The organism is Priestia megaterium (genome assembly GCF_023824195.1).
Lineage (GTDB): Bacteria > Bacillota > Bacilli > Bacillales > Bacillaceae_H > Priestia > Priestia megaterium_D.
In genome coordinates, this window is record NZ_CP085442.1 from 4,026,813 (window position 1) to 4,044,795 (window position 17,983).

Consider the following 17,983-nt stretch of genomic DNA (forward strand, 5'->3'; position numbering starts at 1 on the left):
TCTCAATCTATTTCTTCTTTAATGATTTTTGCAGTTCATACATCGCATTCATTGCGTCTAAAGGCGTCATTTCTAAAATATCCAGCTCTTTTAAACGATCTATAATTGCTTTTTCCCGTTTCGAAAGCGCAGGCTTTTCTTTTTTCTCTTCTATTTCAAAGAACGAAAGCTGATTGGCTTCATCTGCTTTTTTACTATCTACACGTTCTTCTTGAACCAAAGAAGCACCTTCTTGTGAAACTTGTTGTGTCATCTCTTCTCTTTTTGGAGCCTGACGTACAGGTTCACGTTCAGAAGGCTGTTCTAAATCGTATAAGATAACGCGAGCTCGCTCTAGAAGCGGATCTGGAAGTTCTGCTAGTTCCGCTACGTGAATACCATAACTTTTATCCGCAGCACCATCTTTGATTTTGTGTAAAAAGACGACTTTCCCATTTTTTTCAACCGCGCTTACGTGAACATTTTTAAGCGCAGGAAGCGACTCATCGAGTACGGTTAATTCATGATAATGAGTAGAAAATAGTGTCTTACAGCCAATATGTTCATGAACGTATTCAATAATTGCTTGAGCCAGAGCCATTCCGTCATACGTAGACGTGCCGCGTCCAATTTCATCTAATAGGATCAGACTCGACTGAGTGGCATTTGTCACTGCGTTTTTCGTTTCTAGCATCTCGACCATAAACGTACTTTGACCTGAAATTAAGTCATCGGCTGCTCCGATACGTGTAAATACTTGATCAAAAATCGGCAGAACCGCTTCGTCCGCTGGCACAAAACAGCCAATTTGAGCTAATATCGCCGTTAAAGCGACCTGACGCATGTACGTACTTTTACCAGACATATTTGGTCCTGTAATCAGTAAAATTGAACTATCATCCGTCATTTGACAGTCGTTTGGCACATATTCCTGTGAATTCATTACTTTTTCTACCACTGGATGGCGTCCATTTTGAATCGAAATATCTCCGCTTGAAAAAATAGGCTTCGTGTAATGACGTTCTTCACTGATTTTTGCAAAGCACTGCAGTACGTCAAGCTCACTTACTTTTTTAGCGAGTTCTTGCAGCCTTGGAATATATGCTTTTACTTCCTCACGGATTTGTAAAAACAATTCATATTCCAGCTCTACAATTTTCTCTTCCGCTTCTAAAATCAGCGCTTCTTTTTCTTTCAGCTCAGGCGTAATAAAACGTTCTGCATTGGTTAACGTCTGTTTTCGTTCATACATTCCTTCAGGCAAAAGATGCAGATTTGCCCGCGTTACTTCTATATAATAGCCGAACACGCGATTATAACCAATTTTCAGTGAGCGAATCCCTGTTTTCTCACGCTCTTGCTGTTCAAGTGATGCAATCCACGTTTTTCCGTTTCGACTTGCATCTCGGTATTGATCAAGCTGTTCATGATAGCCGTCATTAATAATGTCTCCTTCTTTAATTGACAAAGGAGGGTGCTCTTTTAATCCTCTTTCAAGAAGATTAGCTAATCGCTCACAAGGATCAATGTCTTCAACAAGCTTTGTGGCATAAGGATGATTCAAACGATTCACAACCTCTTGAATATGAGGCACATTTTGCAATGATTTTTTTAATTGAATTAAATCACGAGCATTTACATTACCAAAAGCTACTCGACCAGCTAAGCGTTCTAAATCGTACACATCTTTTAGTAACTCACGTAGTTCTTCTCGCTCAAAGAACTGTTTCATTAAGACATCTACCATATTCAAACGATTATCAATATCCACTTGTTTTAAAAGCGGACGGTCAATCCAATTTTTTAATAAACGGCCGCCCATTGCCGTAACGGTCTGGTCTAATAACCATAGAAGCGAACCTTTCTTTCCTTTTGAACGAATTGTTTCGGTTAACTCTAAGTTCCGCTTAGAGAACAAATCAATTTTCATATATTCATTGATTTGATAAAACTGCACGGGCTGTAAGTGTTCAAGCGAACGTTTCTGCGTGCGAGTTAAATACTGAAGAATACGCGCAAACGTTGTAATAAGCTTTTGCTGCTGAAGCGACTCTACTAAATAATCTAGTCCTTCTACTTGCTCTGTACTATTCTCATAAGAAATGGTAATCGTCATGCGCTCTTTTAGTGTTTGTAATAAGTCAGCAGGAAACTCAGAGCTTACAACGACTTCTTTTGCTTCTTTTGCATAAATCTCTGAGACTATATCATGAAACGAACTAACAAGCGTTACGCTGTTTTCTCCTGTAGACAAATCAGAAAGAGCAAGACCAAACGTTTGATCCTCGAACTCAGTAACAGAACAAATATAGTTATTTTCCTTTTCATGCAGTCCGCGTTCGTTCATCAGTGTTCCGGGTGAAATCACCTGCACCACTTCTCGCTTTACAACACCTTTTGCATGCTTAGGGTCTTCTACTTGCTCACAAATAGCTACTTTAAATCCCTTTTCAATTAAACGCTCGATATACGTAGGAGCAGAGTGATACGGAACCCCGCACATCGGAATTCGTTCTTGTCCTCCTCCGTCTCGACTTGTTAATGTTATTTCAAGTTCTTGAGAAGCTGTCGTAGCATCTTCAAAGAACATTTCGTAAAAATCACCTAATCTAAAAAATAAAAAGGCATCTTGATACTCTGCCTTAATTCTCAAATATTGCTGTATCATTGGCGTATACGCTGCCATACTATTCCTCCATACCACATCTAGTTGTGCGTTTTTGCTACACGTATTATAACATAAGTCTTTCTTAAACTTAATTTATTCAAATAGAACAATCTTCAATTTCTTTTCATAAAACAAATAAAAAAGCTTCGGACGAAGGAAGAAGCTTGTCCGAAGCTTTTCATTATTATTTACTGTTGTTCAAATGACTATGCTTACGTCCGTATAAGAAGTAAACTACTAGCCCTAGTACAAGCCAAATTACGAAACTAATCCATGTTAACTTTGGAAGCTGAAGTGCTAAGTATAAACAGAACACAAAAGCTAAAATTGGAATCACCGGCACGAACGGTACGCGGAAGCCAGTCGATTCTGAAGTTTGTTTTGATTTACGTAAATATAAAATTCCAATTGATACGGTCATAAAAGCAAAAAGAGTACCGATGTTTGTTAACTCTGCTAATCTTCCTAATGGTACTAAACCAGAGAAGATGGATACTAGTAAACATGTAATCCACGTATTTACTACTGGCGTTTGTTTTTTCTCACTGATTTTTGAAAAAGGCTTCGGCAATAGACCATCTCGACTGATCGCATAAAATAAACGAGTTTGTCCATACATCATAACGAGTAATACCGTTGTAATACCAACAATTGCACCTAATGAAATAAATCCTGCTACCCAGTCTTGGTTAATGTAGCTTAAAGCAAATGCTACAGGGTTTTTAACATTTAATTCTGTATAAGGTACGATTCCTGTTAAGATAAGCGATACGACGATATAAAGAACTGTACAAATCGCAAGAGATGCAATGATTCCGATTGGCATATCTCGCTGAGGCTTGCGTACTTCCTCGGCCGCTGTTGCTACAGCATCAAACCCAATGTAGGCGAAGAATACAGTTGCTGCTCCTGTTGCTACTCCCGAGAAACCAAACGGCATAAACGGCGTCCAGTTTTCTGGCTTAACATAGCTCACTCCTACTACAATAAATAGAAGCACGACAGCAAGTTTGATAATAACCATAATAGCATTAAAACGTGAAGATTTTTTTACTCCTTGTGTTAAAAGCAAGGTAATTAAGAAAACGATCATAATTGCTGGAACATCAATATACGTGCCGTTTGCAGGATTGTATGCACTTGTTAAAGCTTTTGGAAAATGTATGCCAAACCCGGCTAACAACCCTTGAAAATACCCCGACCATCCACTGGCTACAGCAGATGAAGCAAGACCGTATTCCAAGATAAGGTCCCACCCTAAAATCCAAGCGATTAATTCACCGAATGTTGCATAACTGTAAGTGTATGCGCTTCCTGAAACAGGAACTGTCGAAGCAAACTCTGCATAACAAAGAGCTGCAAACACACACGCAAGTCCTGACATAATGAAGGAAATAACTAAAGCTGGACCGGCATGTTCGGCTGCTGCTACCCCTGTTAACACAAAAATTCCGGTTCCTATAATTGCCCCAATTCCTAACATTGTTAAATCAAAAGCGCCTAAATCCTTTTTTAATTTAACACCTTTAGAATTGGTTTCACCAATTAGTGTTTCAATCGATTTTTTACGAAATACGCTCATAGTAAACCCCCAAAATACTTATCTGATATAACTAAATTTTCTGAAAATTAATGCATTAATTTCTTTAAACTTACTATACACTGCGCATTCGACAAAAAGCAATATATTTTTTTGTTTTTATAAGAATTTTCTTAAAATAGCAAAAATAAAAAAACTAGGAAGAACTTCTTCCTAGTTACTCATCGTCTCCTAATATAAAATCAGGATCTAAATCTTCAAATTCATCATCATCTACGTCTAAATCAAACTCGTCTTCATCATCGCAGCCTTTCGGGTTCACTGCAACACAAACCTTCGTTTCACCAATCACTTCTGCTAATAATTCTCTCTCTACTTGAACAATCGTTTTATTGCCATTTGGTGAAATTGTGCACTCTAGGCAATTTGGCTGCTGCAGTACCCGAACAATTACTTCGTAATCGTCTCCAATCGAATCTTCGTCTTTATAGCGCAGCTTAATATTATCTTTGTATGATACGGTTTCCGTCCAAACTTCGGTTTTTGTATTATTATTGTACGAATACCAAATATTAATATCATATCTGCCGTCAACTTCTACATTGCTGCCGCTTTTCTTTGCTTTGTACTCATGGTTAATCACCCAGCACCCTAAGATGCTTGTTGGTCGATTTTTCGGTGCAAGCGTATGAGACGATTGTGTAAACTTGCGACCTTTACCTACGACTGCTTTTGTAATAATTTCTCTATAGTGTTGTGACATGTGAGCATACCCTCCTCAAACTATCTTCATTTCATCCTATGCAGGCTCATTCACTTGTTTGCACATTATTTTTAAGAAACTAGGTTTAAGGCATAAAAAACCTATGTTCCATTGTATGCAAGGGTATAGAAAAACGTGACAATTATTAGAGAGAAAATCTGCCCAATTTTCATGCCACATGATGCACAAAAAAATGCCTCAGCAAATTGCTGAGGCATTTTTTCTTTATGAGCAGCTAGATCCAGGGCTGTTTCGCACCTGTGAACCTGTTTCACCGCGCAGTAAATCACCATCTGTTGACACAATAATTTCATCCGTTACTGTGTTTGAAATAGTGTTAGCCACAAGTTGAAGCAAATCATTCACGTTTATTTGAGACTCTTGAAACTGCTGAATAATCGGCAGTTCATCCAGCTCTTCCTGTAAACGATCAATTTTTGCCTCCACTTGTTTTAACGCTTCTGTTTTACCATAGTGTTGGAAATTAACAGCTTGTTTTTGCAAGCTTTTAATGCTTGCAATGCTTTCACGCACTTTTTGGTTTTCGTTAAGCTGAGCTTCGGCACGCTTGAAGAAATCTACTTCTTCCGTTTCAGCAATCATTTTTGCCAGCTCTTGAGCACGTTTAATTACGTCACTCTTGTTATACTGCGCCATATTACTTCACCTCTGCTGTTTCTTCTACCATTTCCCCGTTTAATGTCCATGTTTTGGCTTTTGTAATTTTTACTTTTACAAGTTGCCCAATCACTGACTTAGGTGCTTTGAAGTTTACAAGCTTACTTTTTTCCGTGTAGCCTGCTAATACTTCCGGATTATTTTTACTTTCACCTTCTACTAATACTTCGACAACTTTACCTTCATATTCCTTCAATTTCTTTGCAGAAATTTCATTTACAAGAGCATTTAAGCGCTGAAGACGCTCTTTTTTCACTTCCATTGGTACGTTGTCTTGCATCTTAGCAGCTGGCGTACCTTCACGAGGTGAATAAATAAACGTATAAGCACTATCGAATTCAACCTCACGATATAGCGACATTGTTTCTTCAAACTGCTCATCCGTTTCATTTGGGAAACCAACAATAATATCAGTTGTTAATGATGCTGTTGGAATGGCTTCTTTAATTTTACGAACAAGCTCTAAATAATGTTCACGAGAATATTTTCGTGCCATAATTTTTAAGATATCGCTGCTTCCTGATTGAACAGGCAAGTGAATGTGGTCGACAAGATTTCCGCCTTTAGCAAGAACTTCAATTAAACGGTCATCAAAGTCTCGAGGATGACTTGTTGTAAAACGGATACGAGCAACGTCAATTTTACGGATTTCATCCATTAAGTCGCCTAAGCCGTACGTTATGTCTTCAAAATCTTTTCCGTATGCATTAACATTTTGGCCTAGAAGCGTAATTTCTTTGTAGCCTTGAGCAGCTAAATGACGTACTTCTTGGATAATATCTTCTGGACGGCGGCTTCGTTCTTTTCCTCGCGTATACGGAACGATACAGTACGTACAGAACTTGTCACAGCCGTACATGATGTTAACCCATGCTTTGACGCTGCCTTTACGTGCTCTTGGAAGATTTTCAATAACATCCCCTTCCTTAGACCATACTTCAATCACCATTTCTTTTGCTAAGTATGCTTCGTTTAAAATGTGAGGCAAACGGTGAATGTTATGTGTACCAAAAATCATATCCACGTGCTGATGTTTTTGTAAAATTTTATTTACAACTGACTCTTCTTGAGACATACATCCGCAGACGCCGATTAATAGCTCAGGGCGCTCGCGCTTTAAGGCCTTCAAGTGTCCTAATTCACCAAACACTTTATTTTCTGCATTTTCACGGATCGCACACGTATTCAATAAAATAACATGAGCATCTTCAACAGAGTCAGTTGGCTCGTAGCCAAGGCCTAGAAAAATACCAGCCATTACTTCTGTATCGTGCTCATTCATTTGACAGCCGTACGTACGGATATAAAACTTACGTCCCTGTCCCATTCCATGAAACTGTTCATCGATTGCAAAATCATTGTGATAGGAAACTTCTTCTTTTCCTCGTTTTTTCGCATCTTTTAAAGAAGGTGGCATGTATACTGTTTGAAAATATTTGCTGTAATCCTTTTCGGATTTTTTGTCCGCTGGATTAACTTGGTTGCTTTCTAAACGTTGTTTTTCGTTCATAAAAAAATCTCCTTTCGCCATGACAATTGTCACGTTGCACCTGTAAATCGCAAAAAAATGTGACAGCCTTATGCTTATGCATAAAACTCATCACATTAACATAGTATATAACTTTCAAGTAACGAACACAATCATATACCTATTTTCTATACCTGTTTCGTTAAAAATCCATTCGATTTTCGAAACATTTATTAAATTACAAAAAGAGATTGATACATAACTAAATTAATCTATTTTAGAGACGAACAAATGGGATAAAAGAGCTCATGTAAATCGCTTATTCGAACGCTGTTGATTTCCGTGCAAGACTTCGCTTTTCGCGGGCGGCCGATGAGCCTCCTCGTCGCTTACGCTTCTGCGGGGTCTCACCTATTCCGCTTTTCCCGCAGGAGTCTTCACCTTACTCTCACTCAACAGCCAGAAGCCACTACCTACATGAAACCTACGTTCGCTATCACTATGAAAAAATCCGAACGAGTTGGATTCTCCATTAAGAATCTCAATTCATCGTTCGGATCTTCCCTCTACTAAACTACTTTTATTGCAGCCTCTTTTACATAAATTCAGCTACTAGCTCATCAAATTTTTCCTCAGTCATACCTAAGTCTGCTTTTGACAGCGGCTCTTCACTATAACCGTGAACAAGCTGCTGATACGACGGCTGATGCGCATTTTGATAAATAAGCCCTGTTACCAAGCCGTTATGCTCCATTAACGTCTGCATAGCTTGCATGCGATTGTTCGCATCATAACCTTCAATTGTGCTAAGACTAGTTAGGTTTTCTTTAAACCAATCATACGTGTTCACTTTGTTATACGTTACGCACGGGCTAAATACGTTAATTAAAGAAAAACCTTTATGCTGAATGCCTTGTTCAATTAAGCTTGTTAACTCTTTTAAATTCGTTGAAAAGCTTTGAGCCACAAACGTTGCCCCAGAAGTTAACGCAAGCTCCATGACAGATAAAGACGACTCGATTGATCCTTCAGGCGTACTTTTTGTCTTGAATCCTACTTCACTACGAGGAGATGTTTGTCCTTTTGTTAAACCATAGATTTGGTTATCCATTACGATATACGTCACATCGATGTTTCGGCGAATCGCATGTACCGTATGTCCCATACCGATAGCAAACCCATCTCCATCACCGCCAGATGCGATAACGGTTAAGTCACGATTAGCCATTTTTACACCTTGAGCGATTGGAAGCGCACGTCCGTGAATACCGTGAAAACCATATGAATTAATATAACCAGAGATACGTCCAGAACATCCAATACCTGAAATAACAGCAAGCTCATGAGGTTCTAAACCTACGTTAGCAGATGCGCGTTGAATGGCTGCTTGTACGGAGAAATCTCCACACCCCGGACACCAGTTAGGTTTTACACTGTTACGAAAATCTTTAAACGTTGCCATTTAACACAAACATCTCCTTACTTTTTGCGTATACTTCTTGCGGAAGAAATGGATTTCCATCATACTTCAATACGCTTTGAATTTTATCATGACTTGCAATATTCATTTTTAAAATATTAGCAAGCTGTCCAGTAGCATTGTTTTCAACGACGACTACTTTTTTAGCTCCTTGCACGTAAGGAAGCAGTTCGTCGGCTGGGAAAGGATGAATCAAACGAATGTGAGCATGATTGACTTTTATACCGTCCTGTTCCAAACGTTCCATTGCCTCTTCAATGACTCCACGCGTCGAATTAAATCCAACAAATAAAATATCAGACTCTTTTTCATGGGAGTGGACATGAATTGGCGTATTAAAACGAATTCCTTTTGTTTTACGAAGACGCTTATTCATTTGATCATCGCGGTTCACCGGAGATTCAGATGGCTTTCCTGTCTCATCATGTTCTACTCCCGTCACGTGATGAATGCCATGCTTCATTCCTGGAATGACGCGTGGTGATACGCCGTCTTCTGTTACGCGGTAGCGCTTGTAATATTGTTTTTCTTCTAGCTCTTCTAGCTCTCCTTGCTGAAGCTTACCGCGGCGGATTTCAACGCGGTTATAGTCAAGCGGTTCTACTGATTGCTTCCCAAGTGAAAGCTGTAAATCCGTTAGCATAATAACTGGGCACTGATATTCTTCTGCTAAGTTAAACGCTTCAATTGTATCGTAGAATGCTTCTTCAACCGTACTTGGCGCCATGACGATCTTCGGAATTTCACCGTGCGTACCGTAAATCATTGCCATTAAATCAGACTGTTCTTGCTTAGTTGGAAGTCCTGTACTTGGACCGCCGCGCTGCGTATCTATAATAACAACAGGCTGCTCAGTGATGCCCGCTAATCCAATCGACTCCATCATTAATGATAGACCAGGTCCAGCTGATGCTGTCAGCGCACGTACGCCTGCATAGTTAGCTCCGATAGCCATCGTACATGCTGCGATTTCATCTTCTGTTTGAATAACTGTTCCACCAAATTGAGGAAGCTTTTTAATTAAGTATTCCATGATTTCTGAAGCAGGGGTAATTGGATATGCTGGCATAAAACGAGCGCCACCGGCTAAAGCACCTAACGCAATCGCATCGTTTCCAATCATAAACATACGCTTTTTGCCATCCGCTGGATCTAGTTTCATTGTTTCTAATTGTTCGCCTAGCTGTTCACGAATGTAATCTGCACCTTTTTTAATAGCTTCCATGTTTTTTTGTACAACTTTTTGGCCCTTTTTACCGAAGATTTCAAGCACTACTTCTTCAAATACTTCTGTGTCAATATGAAGCACAGCACTTGAAGCGCCTACAGCAACCATGTTCTTCATTAGCGACGTTCCTAATTCCGTTGCAATTTCCGTAAACGGAACAGCATATAGCGTAGCAGTTGTACATGTTTCGGGCAGACTTGGGTTGAATTTCGCATCTGCAATTACAACGCCCCCTACGCGCAGCTCATGGACGTTTACATCGATTGTTTCCTGATCGAACGCAACTAAAATATCTAAATCATCTGACACAGATCGAACCTGAGTTGTACTCACTCGAATCTTATTATTTGTATGTCCACCTTTGATACGAGAAGAAAAATGACGATAGCCGTATAAGTAATAACCTAATCGATTTAAAGCGGTTGAAAAGATTTCTCCCGTACTTTCGATTCCCTCACCCTGCTGTCCGCCAACTTTCCACGAAAGTTGCTGTACCATAAATCAACGCCACTCCTTTAATTGCTCTTAATATAGAAATCTATTTTATTGATAAAAACTGAAAAAAGTAAATTAGCAAACGATTTCATTTGCTTCTGCATTTCACGAACCGAAATCATCCGCAAAACTCCCACAGCACCTTGCCGCTGTGCAGGATACGTTTCTGCTTGAGCAGCTCCATAATCCGTTTTCAATTTTATTCCGATTGCCAGAAAAATGCAACCCTTTCCATTGAATTCTCAATCGTTTTAATTATATTTATATTTAATGAATAAGATGAAGTTTTTTAATGATATTTTCTGCCTTCACATGAGGCATTAGTATATAAATAACTTCTATAAAAAAGAGCTTTTCCAAGAAGAAAAAGCTCTTTTTTTATTAGCTGCATACACGATCAGCAAAGTTTTGAAACAGAAAACGTTTTACCTGCTCCTCAGTGTAATGCTTAAGGAGTTCTTCGATTAAATTTGTATACTGTTCATATCTTCCGAGACGATGAACCGTTTTGTCAATGCCGTCAAAGTCAGAGCCAAAACCAACGGCGTATTCGCCTCCTCTTTCACACATGTAATCAAGATGACGGATCACATCCGCTATTTGCGCTTTGGCAGAACTCGTTAAAAATTCAGGGACAAACGTAATGCCAATCACGCCGTTTCGCTTTATTAAAGCATGAATTTGATCGTCTCTCAAATTCCGGGGATGAGAACACAATACGTGTGAATTGGAATGAGTAGCCACTACATATTGTGCTAGCTCAATCACATCCCAAAAACCTCTTACCGATAAATGAGATACATCCGTCCACACTTTATGTTCATTATTCAATTCAACAACTTCTCTTCCAAAAGAAGATAACCCCGCGCCTCGAGGTTCTAAAATACCGTCACACACGGCATTGCAGTAATTCCATGTCAAACCTACTGAACGTACACCCAGTGAAAAAAGTGTCTTTAAGCGAACTAAACTTGTATCAATGGCATCGCACCCTTCAAGCGTCAGCATTGCTCCTATTTCACCTTTTTTCAAGCTATCTATATCGCGTTTTGAACGAACCCATTTCACACCGGGAAGCGATAAAATATGACTCTGAAACAGCTGGATCATTTCTAACGCAACATCAAAACGCTGAGCTGCCGGAACCGCTTCTGGAATATAAATAGCGAATAGCTGAACTTTCCCTTTTGCTTTTTTTATTCCTTCTAACGTCACATGCAGCGCTGAATCATATGTAAAAGATAAACGTTTATTTAACCAGAGCTTCATCAATACATCACAATGAGCATCAAATATCACAACCCACACCCCTTTAACTCTATACAAAAAGGACCTGTTTGGCTTCTATGCTTTACAGGTCCGTGGTTTTTATAATTATCGCGGCTCTACAATTAATTTAATGGCTGTTCGCTCTTCTCCATCAATTTGAATATCTGTAAAAGCTGGGATGCAGATTAAATCAACCCCACTTGGTGCAACGAACCCTCTTGCGATTGCTACAGCTTTTACTGCTTGATTAAGCGCCCCGGCCCCAATGGCTTGAATTTCTGCTGCGCCGCGTTCGCGCAGCACGCCTGCTAAGGCACCAGCAACTGAATTTGGATTAGACTTTGCTGAAACTTTTAATATTTCCATATCTAGCTCCTCCTTATTCTTTACAATGTATGATGAGAGATCATTAGACCAATGACTTAATTGATTTCAATGTTACTATATTCACGATATGTCAAACGTATTCCTGCTTGTTTTTCCTAAATATTCAAAAACTTATATTTCTACACCTTTCTTTTTTCTTTTTACGTTTTTGACAAAATAAAAAAGCCAACGTATCGTCTTTCGACACATTGACTTTTTCCCTTTATTCAAAAAACGGATGGTCTTCGTTAATTAAAATTCGCTCTGTTTTTGTTGCTTTCCCCGTCTTTTGATCAATATCAATAACGATTCCACTAAGCTGCGTTCTTCCTTCTTTTGGCACTTCAAATCGAACAGGAAGAGACGTTAAAAAACGCTTAATAACAGCTTCTCGCTCCATCCCTAAAATGCCGTCATAAGGTCCCGTCATTCCTACGTCAGAGATGTAAGCTGTTCCTTTTGGCAATATACGATTGTCAGCTGTTTGAACGTGCGTATGAGTGCCGACAACAGCGCTGACACGACCGTCCACATACCAGCTCATCGCTTGCTTTTCACTTGTTGTTTCAGCATGAAAATCAATAAAAATAAGCGGAGTGCGCTGACGTGCTTCTTCAATCAGTTCATCTGCTTTTTGAAATGGACAATCAAGCGGAGCCATAAACGTGCGCCCTTGTAAATTAATCACGGCTACCTCAAGCTGATTGTACGTAAAATACGTCATTCCCTTGCCCGGTGTACCTTCAGGAAAATTAGCTGGACGAACAAGATTTTTTGCATCGTCAATAAAATCAAAAATTTCACGTTTGTCCCACGCATGGTTACCAAGGGTAATAATGTTAGCCCCTGCTTGTAAGAACTGACGATAAATCTTTTCGGTAATGCCTTTTCCCGAAGCTGCATTTTCTCCATTCACAATTGTAAGTCCCGGAGAGTATTTTCTTTTTAATCTTGGTAAATATTCTTCAACCATTTCACGGCCTGGAGAACCAACTACGTCTCCAATAAATAAAATTCTCATGTAAAAGCTCCTATACTTCATTCTTAATCTGCATCTTCATCTCTACGAAAAAAAATAAAGTGGCGAAACGCCACTTCATTTTTATTTTGCATACTCTACTGCTCTTGTTTCACGAATAACGGTTACTTTGATGTGGCCAGGATAATCCAGCTCATCTTCAATTCGTTTTCGGATATCTCGAGCAAGTCGATGCGCTTCTAGATCACCAATCGTATCTGGTTTCACCATAATACGAACTTCACGCCCTGCTTGAATCGCAAATGATTTTTCAACGCCTTCATAAGACTCTGAAATTTCTTCTAACTTTTCAAGACGACGAATGTAGTTTTCTAACGTCTCACTACGAGCACCTGGTCTTGCAGCAGATAATGCATCCGCTGCTGCAACTAGTACAGCAATGATTGATGTTGGTTCTGTATCTCCATGGTGAGAAGCAATCGCGTTAATAACAACCGGATGTTCTTTATACTTTGTAGCCAATTCAACACCGATTTCTACGTGACTTCCTTCTACCTCATGATCAATTGCTTTACCAATATCATGTAACAATCCTGCTCGTTTGGCTAACGTTTCATCTTCACCTAATTCAGCAGCCATAAGTCCTGATAAATGCGCTACTTCCATTGAATGTTTCAGCACATTTTGACCATAGCTTGTTCTGAATTTTAAGCGACCAAGAATTTTCATCAAGTCTGGGTGCAACCCGTGAACACCGACTTCAAACGTCGTTTGTTCACCAACTTCACGAATATATTCGTCCACTTCACGGCGAGATTTTTCAACCATTTCTTCAATACGTGCGGGATGGATACGACCATCTTGAACGAGTTTATCAAGTGCAATTCTTGCTGTCTCACGACGAATTGGGTCAAATCCTGATAAAATAACTGCTTCTGGCGTATCATCAATAATAAGATCAATTCCTGTCAAAGTTTCAAGCGTACGGATGTTTCGACCTTCTCGACCGATAATTCGGCCTTTCATTTCGTCATTTGGCAAGTTAACAACTGAGACAGTCGTTTCAGCAACATGATCTGCTGCGCAACGCTGAATAGCAAGTGAAAGAATTTCTTTCGCCTTTTTATCGGCGTCTTCTTTTGCACGGTTTTCTGTTTCTTTTACCATTATTGCAATGTCGTGGGAAAGTTCATTTTCAACACGATCTAAAATAATCGCTCTTGCATCTTCTCTGGTTAAGCTTGAAATGCGCTCTAGCTCTGTTTGCTGTGCACGTACTACTTCTTCAACTTTGCTTTCCATCTCTTCAATATGCTGTTGTTTAACAGTAAGAGAATCATCTTTCTTTTCAAGTAACGCTTCACGTTTATCAAGTGATTCGTCTTTACGATCAAGATTTTCCTCTTTTTGCATTAATCGATTTTCTTGTTTTTGAAGTTCTGCTCGACGATCACGAATATCTTGTTCTGCCTCTGTACGAAGCTGATGGATTTCATCCTTCGCTTCTAGTAAAGCTTCTTTTTTCAAAGCTTCCGCCTCGCGGGTTCCTTCATCAATAATTTGTTCTGCACTAGACTTTGCTCCCGCAATTTTAGCTTCAGCAATCGATTTACAAACAAAAAAGCCAACAACTGCACCGACGATTAGGCCAAGCAAAGCGAAGATGATTGTATTAGTATCCATCATTTCACCTCCCCTTGCTATAAACTTGTAAGTTTTAAATTTCATGTCGGCATGTACATCGTATTCACCTTTCAATATACACACAAAGGCTTTTAAACGCTAAAATGTTTTAAAAAGGGAAAATATACATCTTAATTGTAAATCTGTGCATTTTTATTGTCAAGCCTGCCTCTACAGTATATATTGAAATTTCGTATGTTACTTTTCTAGCATTAACAATTTTTACAAAAAAAAGACCCCTTCTTTGAAATAGAGGAGTCTTTTTTTATCTCGCAGCAAATTAAATATTTAAATCGCCTTGATCGTTATCCTCAGGAGCTGGCTCTCCATCTTGGTCTAAACCATGATGTTCACGCACTTGTCCCGCAATTTCCTGACGAATATCAGTATTTTCTTTTAAGAATTGTTTTGCATTTTCACGACCTTGACCTAGACGCTCATCATTATATGAATACCAAGATCCACTTTTTTGAACAATATCTAGTTCAGAAGCGATATCCAAAATTTCACCCTCTTTGGAAATACCTTCTCCGTACATAATATCTACTTCAGCAGCACGGAAAGGCGGAGCTACTTTGTTTTTCACAACTTTAATTCTTGTTTTGTTACCTACAATATCGTTTCCTTGCTTTAACTGCTCTGCACGACGCACTTCTAGACGCACTGAAGAATAGAATTTAAGCGCACGTCCACCAGGAGTTGTTTCAGGGTTACCAAACATAACGCCGACTTTTTCACGAATTTGGTTAATAAAGATAGCGATTGTTTTAGACTTGTTGATAGCTCCAGATAGTTTACGCAATGCTTGAGACATTAAACGAGCTTGTAGACCCACGTGAGAGTCTCCCATTTCTCCTTCAATTTCCGCTTTTGGCACTAACGCTGCTACTGAGTCGACAACGATAATATCTACTGCGCCGCTTCGAACTAAGGCTTCAGCAATTTCTAAAGCTTGTTCTCCCGTATCAGGCTGAGATAATAATAGCTCATCAATATTCACACCTAATTTTTGAGCATATACAGGATCTAACGCGTGCTCCGCATCGATAAATGCAGCTTGTCCGCCCTGCTGTTGAACTTCTGCAATCGCATGAAGAGCAACTGTTGTTTTACCTGAGCTTTCTGGGCCATATACTTCCACTACACGTCCACGTGGATATCCGCCTACACCTAAAGCTACATCTAATGCTAATGAACCACTTGGAATTGTAGAAATTCTTTTTTCCGTTTGTTCACCTAATTTCATAATTGAACCTTTACCAAATTGCTTTTCAATTTGTTTTAAAGCCATATCAAGGGCTGCTTGACGATCGTTCACTCAATTTCCTCCTCTATCTCTTTGAAATCATCTATAAACTGCAAACTTACTACGATGTAGTAGCAATGTCGAATTAACAACTTTCTATAACTTACTATACTAGTTTTTGAGTCATTTGACAAGCAAAAAGCGAATAAATGTTCGTTTTTTGCAAAATAAAAAAAAGGCTGCTTTGGTAAAACCAAGCAGCCTTTTTTCTTTATTTCTTTATCGTCTTTAATACGTAATGACAGCCGTAATTAACCGTTCGTGAACGAATCCCCTGGCGGCTTCCAGATAGCTGTAAGCTGTAAACTTGAGGAGTTTGATCCTTATAAGCGACCCCTATATGCACTGTTCCTACAGGATGTCCTTCTTGCTTTGAGGGTCCAGCTACACCTGTAAAACCGATGCCAATATCCGTTTTGTATAACTGTTGAATACGCTGAGCCATTTCAGCCGCGCATTGCTCGCTAACGGCTCCGTACTGATTCAGCGTGTGTTCGCTCACTCCGAGAATATTTTGCTTGATTTCATAATGATAGGCGACCAGGCTGCCTTTTACAGCTTCTCCAGCACCTGAAACAGTTGTTAGACGTTCGCTGAATAAACCGCCGGTTAAACTTTCAGCCGAAGCAATCGTTAATCCTTGTGCCTTCAATTCTTTCACCAATTCATTATGTAAAGAAGTTGTTTCATAGCCATACAAATACTCGCCTACGCGCTCTGAAATGGTTTTTTCCACTTCGTCTAACATGCGCTGTGCTTCAGCGGCATCAGCATGCTTGGCAGTTAAGCGGAGCGTTACTTCTCCATCCCCTGCAAGCGGCGCAATCGTCGGGTTTGTTTGCGCATCAAGCAAATCTTCAATCTCAGTTTCAAGCTGTGATTCCCCTATTCCGAAAAAGCGAAGAACGCGTGATTCAATACTTTCTTTTAATTCAAGCTTTTGAGCTAAAAATTCTTGACCATATGATTCATACATTGGATAGAGCTCTTTTGGCGGCCCCGGAAATAGCATATAGTGTTTTCCCTCTACCGTAAGCCCCATACCTGGAGCCATTCCGTAATCGTTAGGGAGCACTGCCGAACCTTCCAGCACAATTGCCTGTTTTTTATTGTTAGGTGTCATGATACGATTTGACTGTTTGAAATAGGCTTCAATGCTTTCAAGTGCTTCTGCATTTGTTGTCAGCTCTACTCCTAGCACACTCGCAATTGTTTCTTTTGTTAAATCATCTTTTGTAGGACCAAGCCCGCCTGTGAAAATAATTAACTCTGCACGCGTTTGAGCTGTAGCAATCACTTCTTTTAAGCGCTGTGCATTATCTCCTACTACCGTATGATAGTAAACATTAATTCCAAGTTCGGCTAATTTTTTCGATAAATACTGAGCGTTTGTATTGGCAATTTGTCCAAGCAGCAGCTCAGAACCGACTCCAATAATTTCAGCGTTCATCCTATCATCTCCATCTTACTTATTTTGAATTAACAAAAGCCTGTTTGTTTTTAGCAAAGTAGTCCCAGCCTGAAATAACCGTAAAAATCACTGAGATCCAAAGCATTACGCTAGCAAATGGAATGGAAATCCATTCAAAAGGCAAGTTGTACAACAGAATAGCTGAAATAGCTAAAATTTGAGTCCATGTTTTAATTTTACCTAACATATTTGCTGCTACAACTTCCCCTTCCCCTGCTAGTACAAGTCTTAAACCTGTGATAGCAAATTCACGGCTAATAATGATGATAGCAGCCCATCCTGCACCTGCAATTAAATCTAAGTCAACAATAGCTACAAGCGCAGCTGAAACCAATAGCTTGTCTGCTAGTGGATCTAAAAATTTGCCCAAGTTCGTGACTAAATCGTACTTTCGGGCATAGTATCCGTCTATCCAGTCTGTTGTAGATGCAATAATAAATAATGCTGCCCCTAATAGGTGAGCGATCGGAATCTCTTTTCCTACTGCCTCCACTGTGCCAAATGGTAGCGGCACCATCATAAAAATGAGGAATACGGGAATTAGAAAAATTCGCGAAATGGTAATCTTGTTTGGTAAGTTCACTTCTTCTGCCTCCAATTACTGTTACAA

The 17,983-nt window shown here is 39.5% G+C and carries 15 protein-coding genes; all 15 read right to left on the reverse strand.

What is annotated here, in order from left to right; translation table 11 throughout:
- Nucleotides 1-7 precede the first annotated feature (7 nt).
- Entirely contained in the window at nt 8-2,665 is a 2,658-nt protein-coding gene (mutS, locus tag LIS78_RS20940) for a DNA mismatch repair protein MutS (RefSeq protein ID WP_195782036.1), read from the reverse strand.
- 166 nt (nt 2,666-2,831) lie between these two features.
- Nucleotides 2,832-4,229 carry a branched-chain amino acid transporter BcaP gene (gene bcaP / locus LIS78_RS20945; protein WP_195782035.1) on the reverse strand — a complete coding sequence of 466 codons (1,398 nt, stop codon included), beginning with the start codon at nt 4,227-4,229 and terminating at the stop codon, nt 2,832-2,834.
- Between the two features lie 175 nt (nt 4,230-4,404).
- Nucleotides 4,405-4,950: an outer spore coat protein CotE gene (locus LIS78_RS20950; RefSeq protein ID WP_013058796.1), complete on the reverse strand. Its 546-nt coding sequence runs from the start codon at nt 4,948-4,950 to the stop codon at nt 4,405-4,407.
- Nucleotides 4,951-5,175: 225 nt separating this feature from the next.
- Complete coding sequence (locus LIS78_RS20955; protein ID WP_252284304.1) at nt 5,176-5,607, reverse strand: YlbF/YmcA family competence regulator; 432 nt, start codon at nt 5,605-5,607, stop codon at nt 5,176-5,178.
- Between the two features lies 1 nt (nt 5,608).
- Nucleotides 5,609-7,138 (reverse strand): tRNA (N6-isopentenyl adenosine(37)-C2)-methylthiotransferase MiaB, encoded by a 1,530-nt coding sequence (miaB, locus tag LIS78_RS20960; RefSeq protein WP_195782034.1) that lies wholly within the window; start codon nt 7,136-7,138, stop codon nt 5,609-5,611.
- 553 nt (nt 7,139-7,691) lie between these two features.
- Nucleotides 7,692-8,558: a 2-oxoacid:ferredoxin oxidoreductase subunit beta gene (locus LIS78_RS20965; RefSeq protein ID WP_013058799.1), complete on the reverse strand. Its 867-nt coding sequence runs from the start codon at nt 8,556-8,558 to the stop codon at nt 7,692-7,694.
- Entirely contained in the window at nt 8,545-10,302 is a 1,758-nt protein-coding gene (locus LIS78_RS20970; RefSeq protein ID WP_013058800.1) for a 2-oxoacid:acceptor oxidoreductase subunit alpha, read from the reverse strand. Before LIS78_RS20970 ends, LIS78_RS20965 begins: the two co-directional genes overlap by 14 nt.
- A gap of 17 nt (nt 10,303-10,319) precedes the next feature.
- On the reverse strand, nt 10,320-10,496 hold the full coding sequence (locus tag LIS78_RS20975; RefSeq protein WP_195782032.1) for a hypothetical protein: 177 nt from the start codon (nt 10,494-10,496) through the stop codon (nt 10,320-10,322).
- 184 nt (nt 10,497-10,680) lie between these two features.
- Nucleotides 10,681-11,598, reverse strand: coding sequence for a dipeptidase (locus LIS78_RS20980; protein ID WP_252284305.1), 918 nt, complete (start codon nt 11,596-11,598; stop codon nt 10,681-10,683).
- A gap of 75 nt (nt 11,599-11,673) precedes the next feature.
- Complete coding sequence (gene spoVS / locus LIS78_RS20985; RefSeq protein ID WP_003181955.1) at nt 11,674-11,934, reverse strand: stage V sporulation protein SpoVS; 261 nt, start codon at nt 11,932-11,934, stop codon at nt 11,674-11,676.
- A 223-nt stretch (nt 11,935-12,157) separates the two neighbouring features.
- Nucleotides 12,158-12,955, reverse strand: a complete 798-nt coding sequence (locus tag LIS78_RS20990; protein ID WP_252284306.1) for a TIGR00282 family metallophosphoesterase — start codon at nt 12,953-12,955, stop codon at nt 12,158-12,160.
- Between the two features lie 81 nt (nt 12,956-13,036).
- Nucleotides 13,037-14,596: a ribonuclease Y gene (gene rny / locus LIS78_RS20995; protein ID WP_013058803.1), complete on the reverse strand. Its 1,560-nt coding sequence runs from the start codon at nt 14,594-14,596 to the stop codon at nt 13,037-13,039.
- Nucleotides 14,597-14,876: 280 nt separating this feature from the next.
- A complete protein-coding gene (gene recA, locus LIS78_RS21000; RefSeq protein WP_195782030.1) occupies nt 14,877-15,914 on the reverse strand; it encodes a recombinase RecA in 1,038 nt (345 codons plus the stop codon).
- A gap of 199 nt (nt 15,915-16,113) precedes the next feature.
- A complete protein-coding gene (locus tag LIS78_RS21005; protein ID WP_209150618.1) occupies nt 16,114-17,352 on the reverse strand; it encodes a competence/damage-inducible protein A in 1,239 nt (412 codons plus the stop codon).
- 19 nt (nt 17,353-17,371) lie between these two features.
- The gene (gene pgsA / locus LIS78_RS21010; protein ID WP_195782028.1) at nt 17,372-17,956 is read right to left on the reverse strand and encodes a CDP-diacylglycerol--glycerol-3-phosphate 3-phosphatidyltransferase; all 585 of its coding nucleotides are present in this window, start codon (nt 17,954-17,956) and stop codon (nt 17,372-17,374) included.
- Nucleotides 17,957-17,983 lie beyond the last annotated feature (27 nt).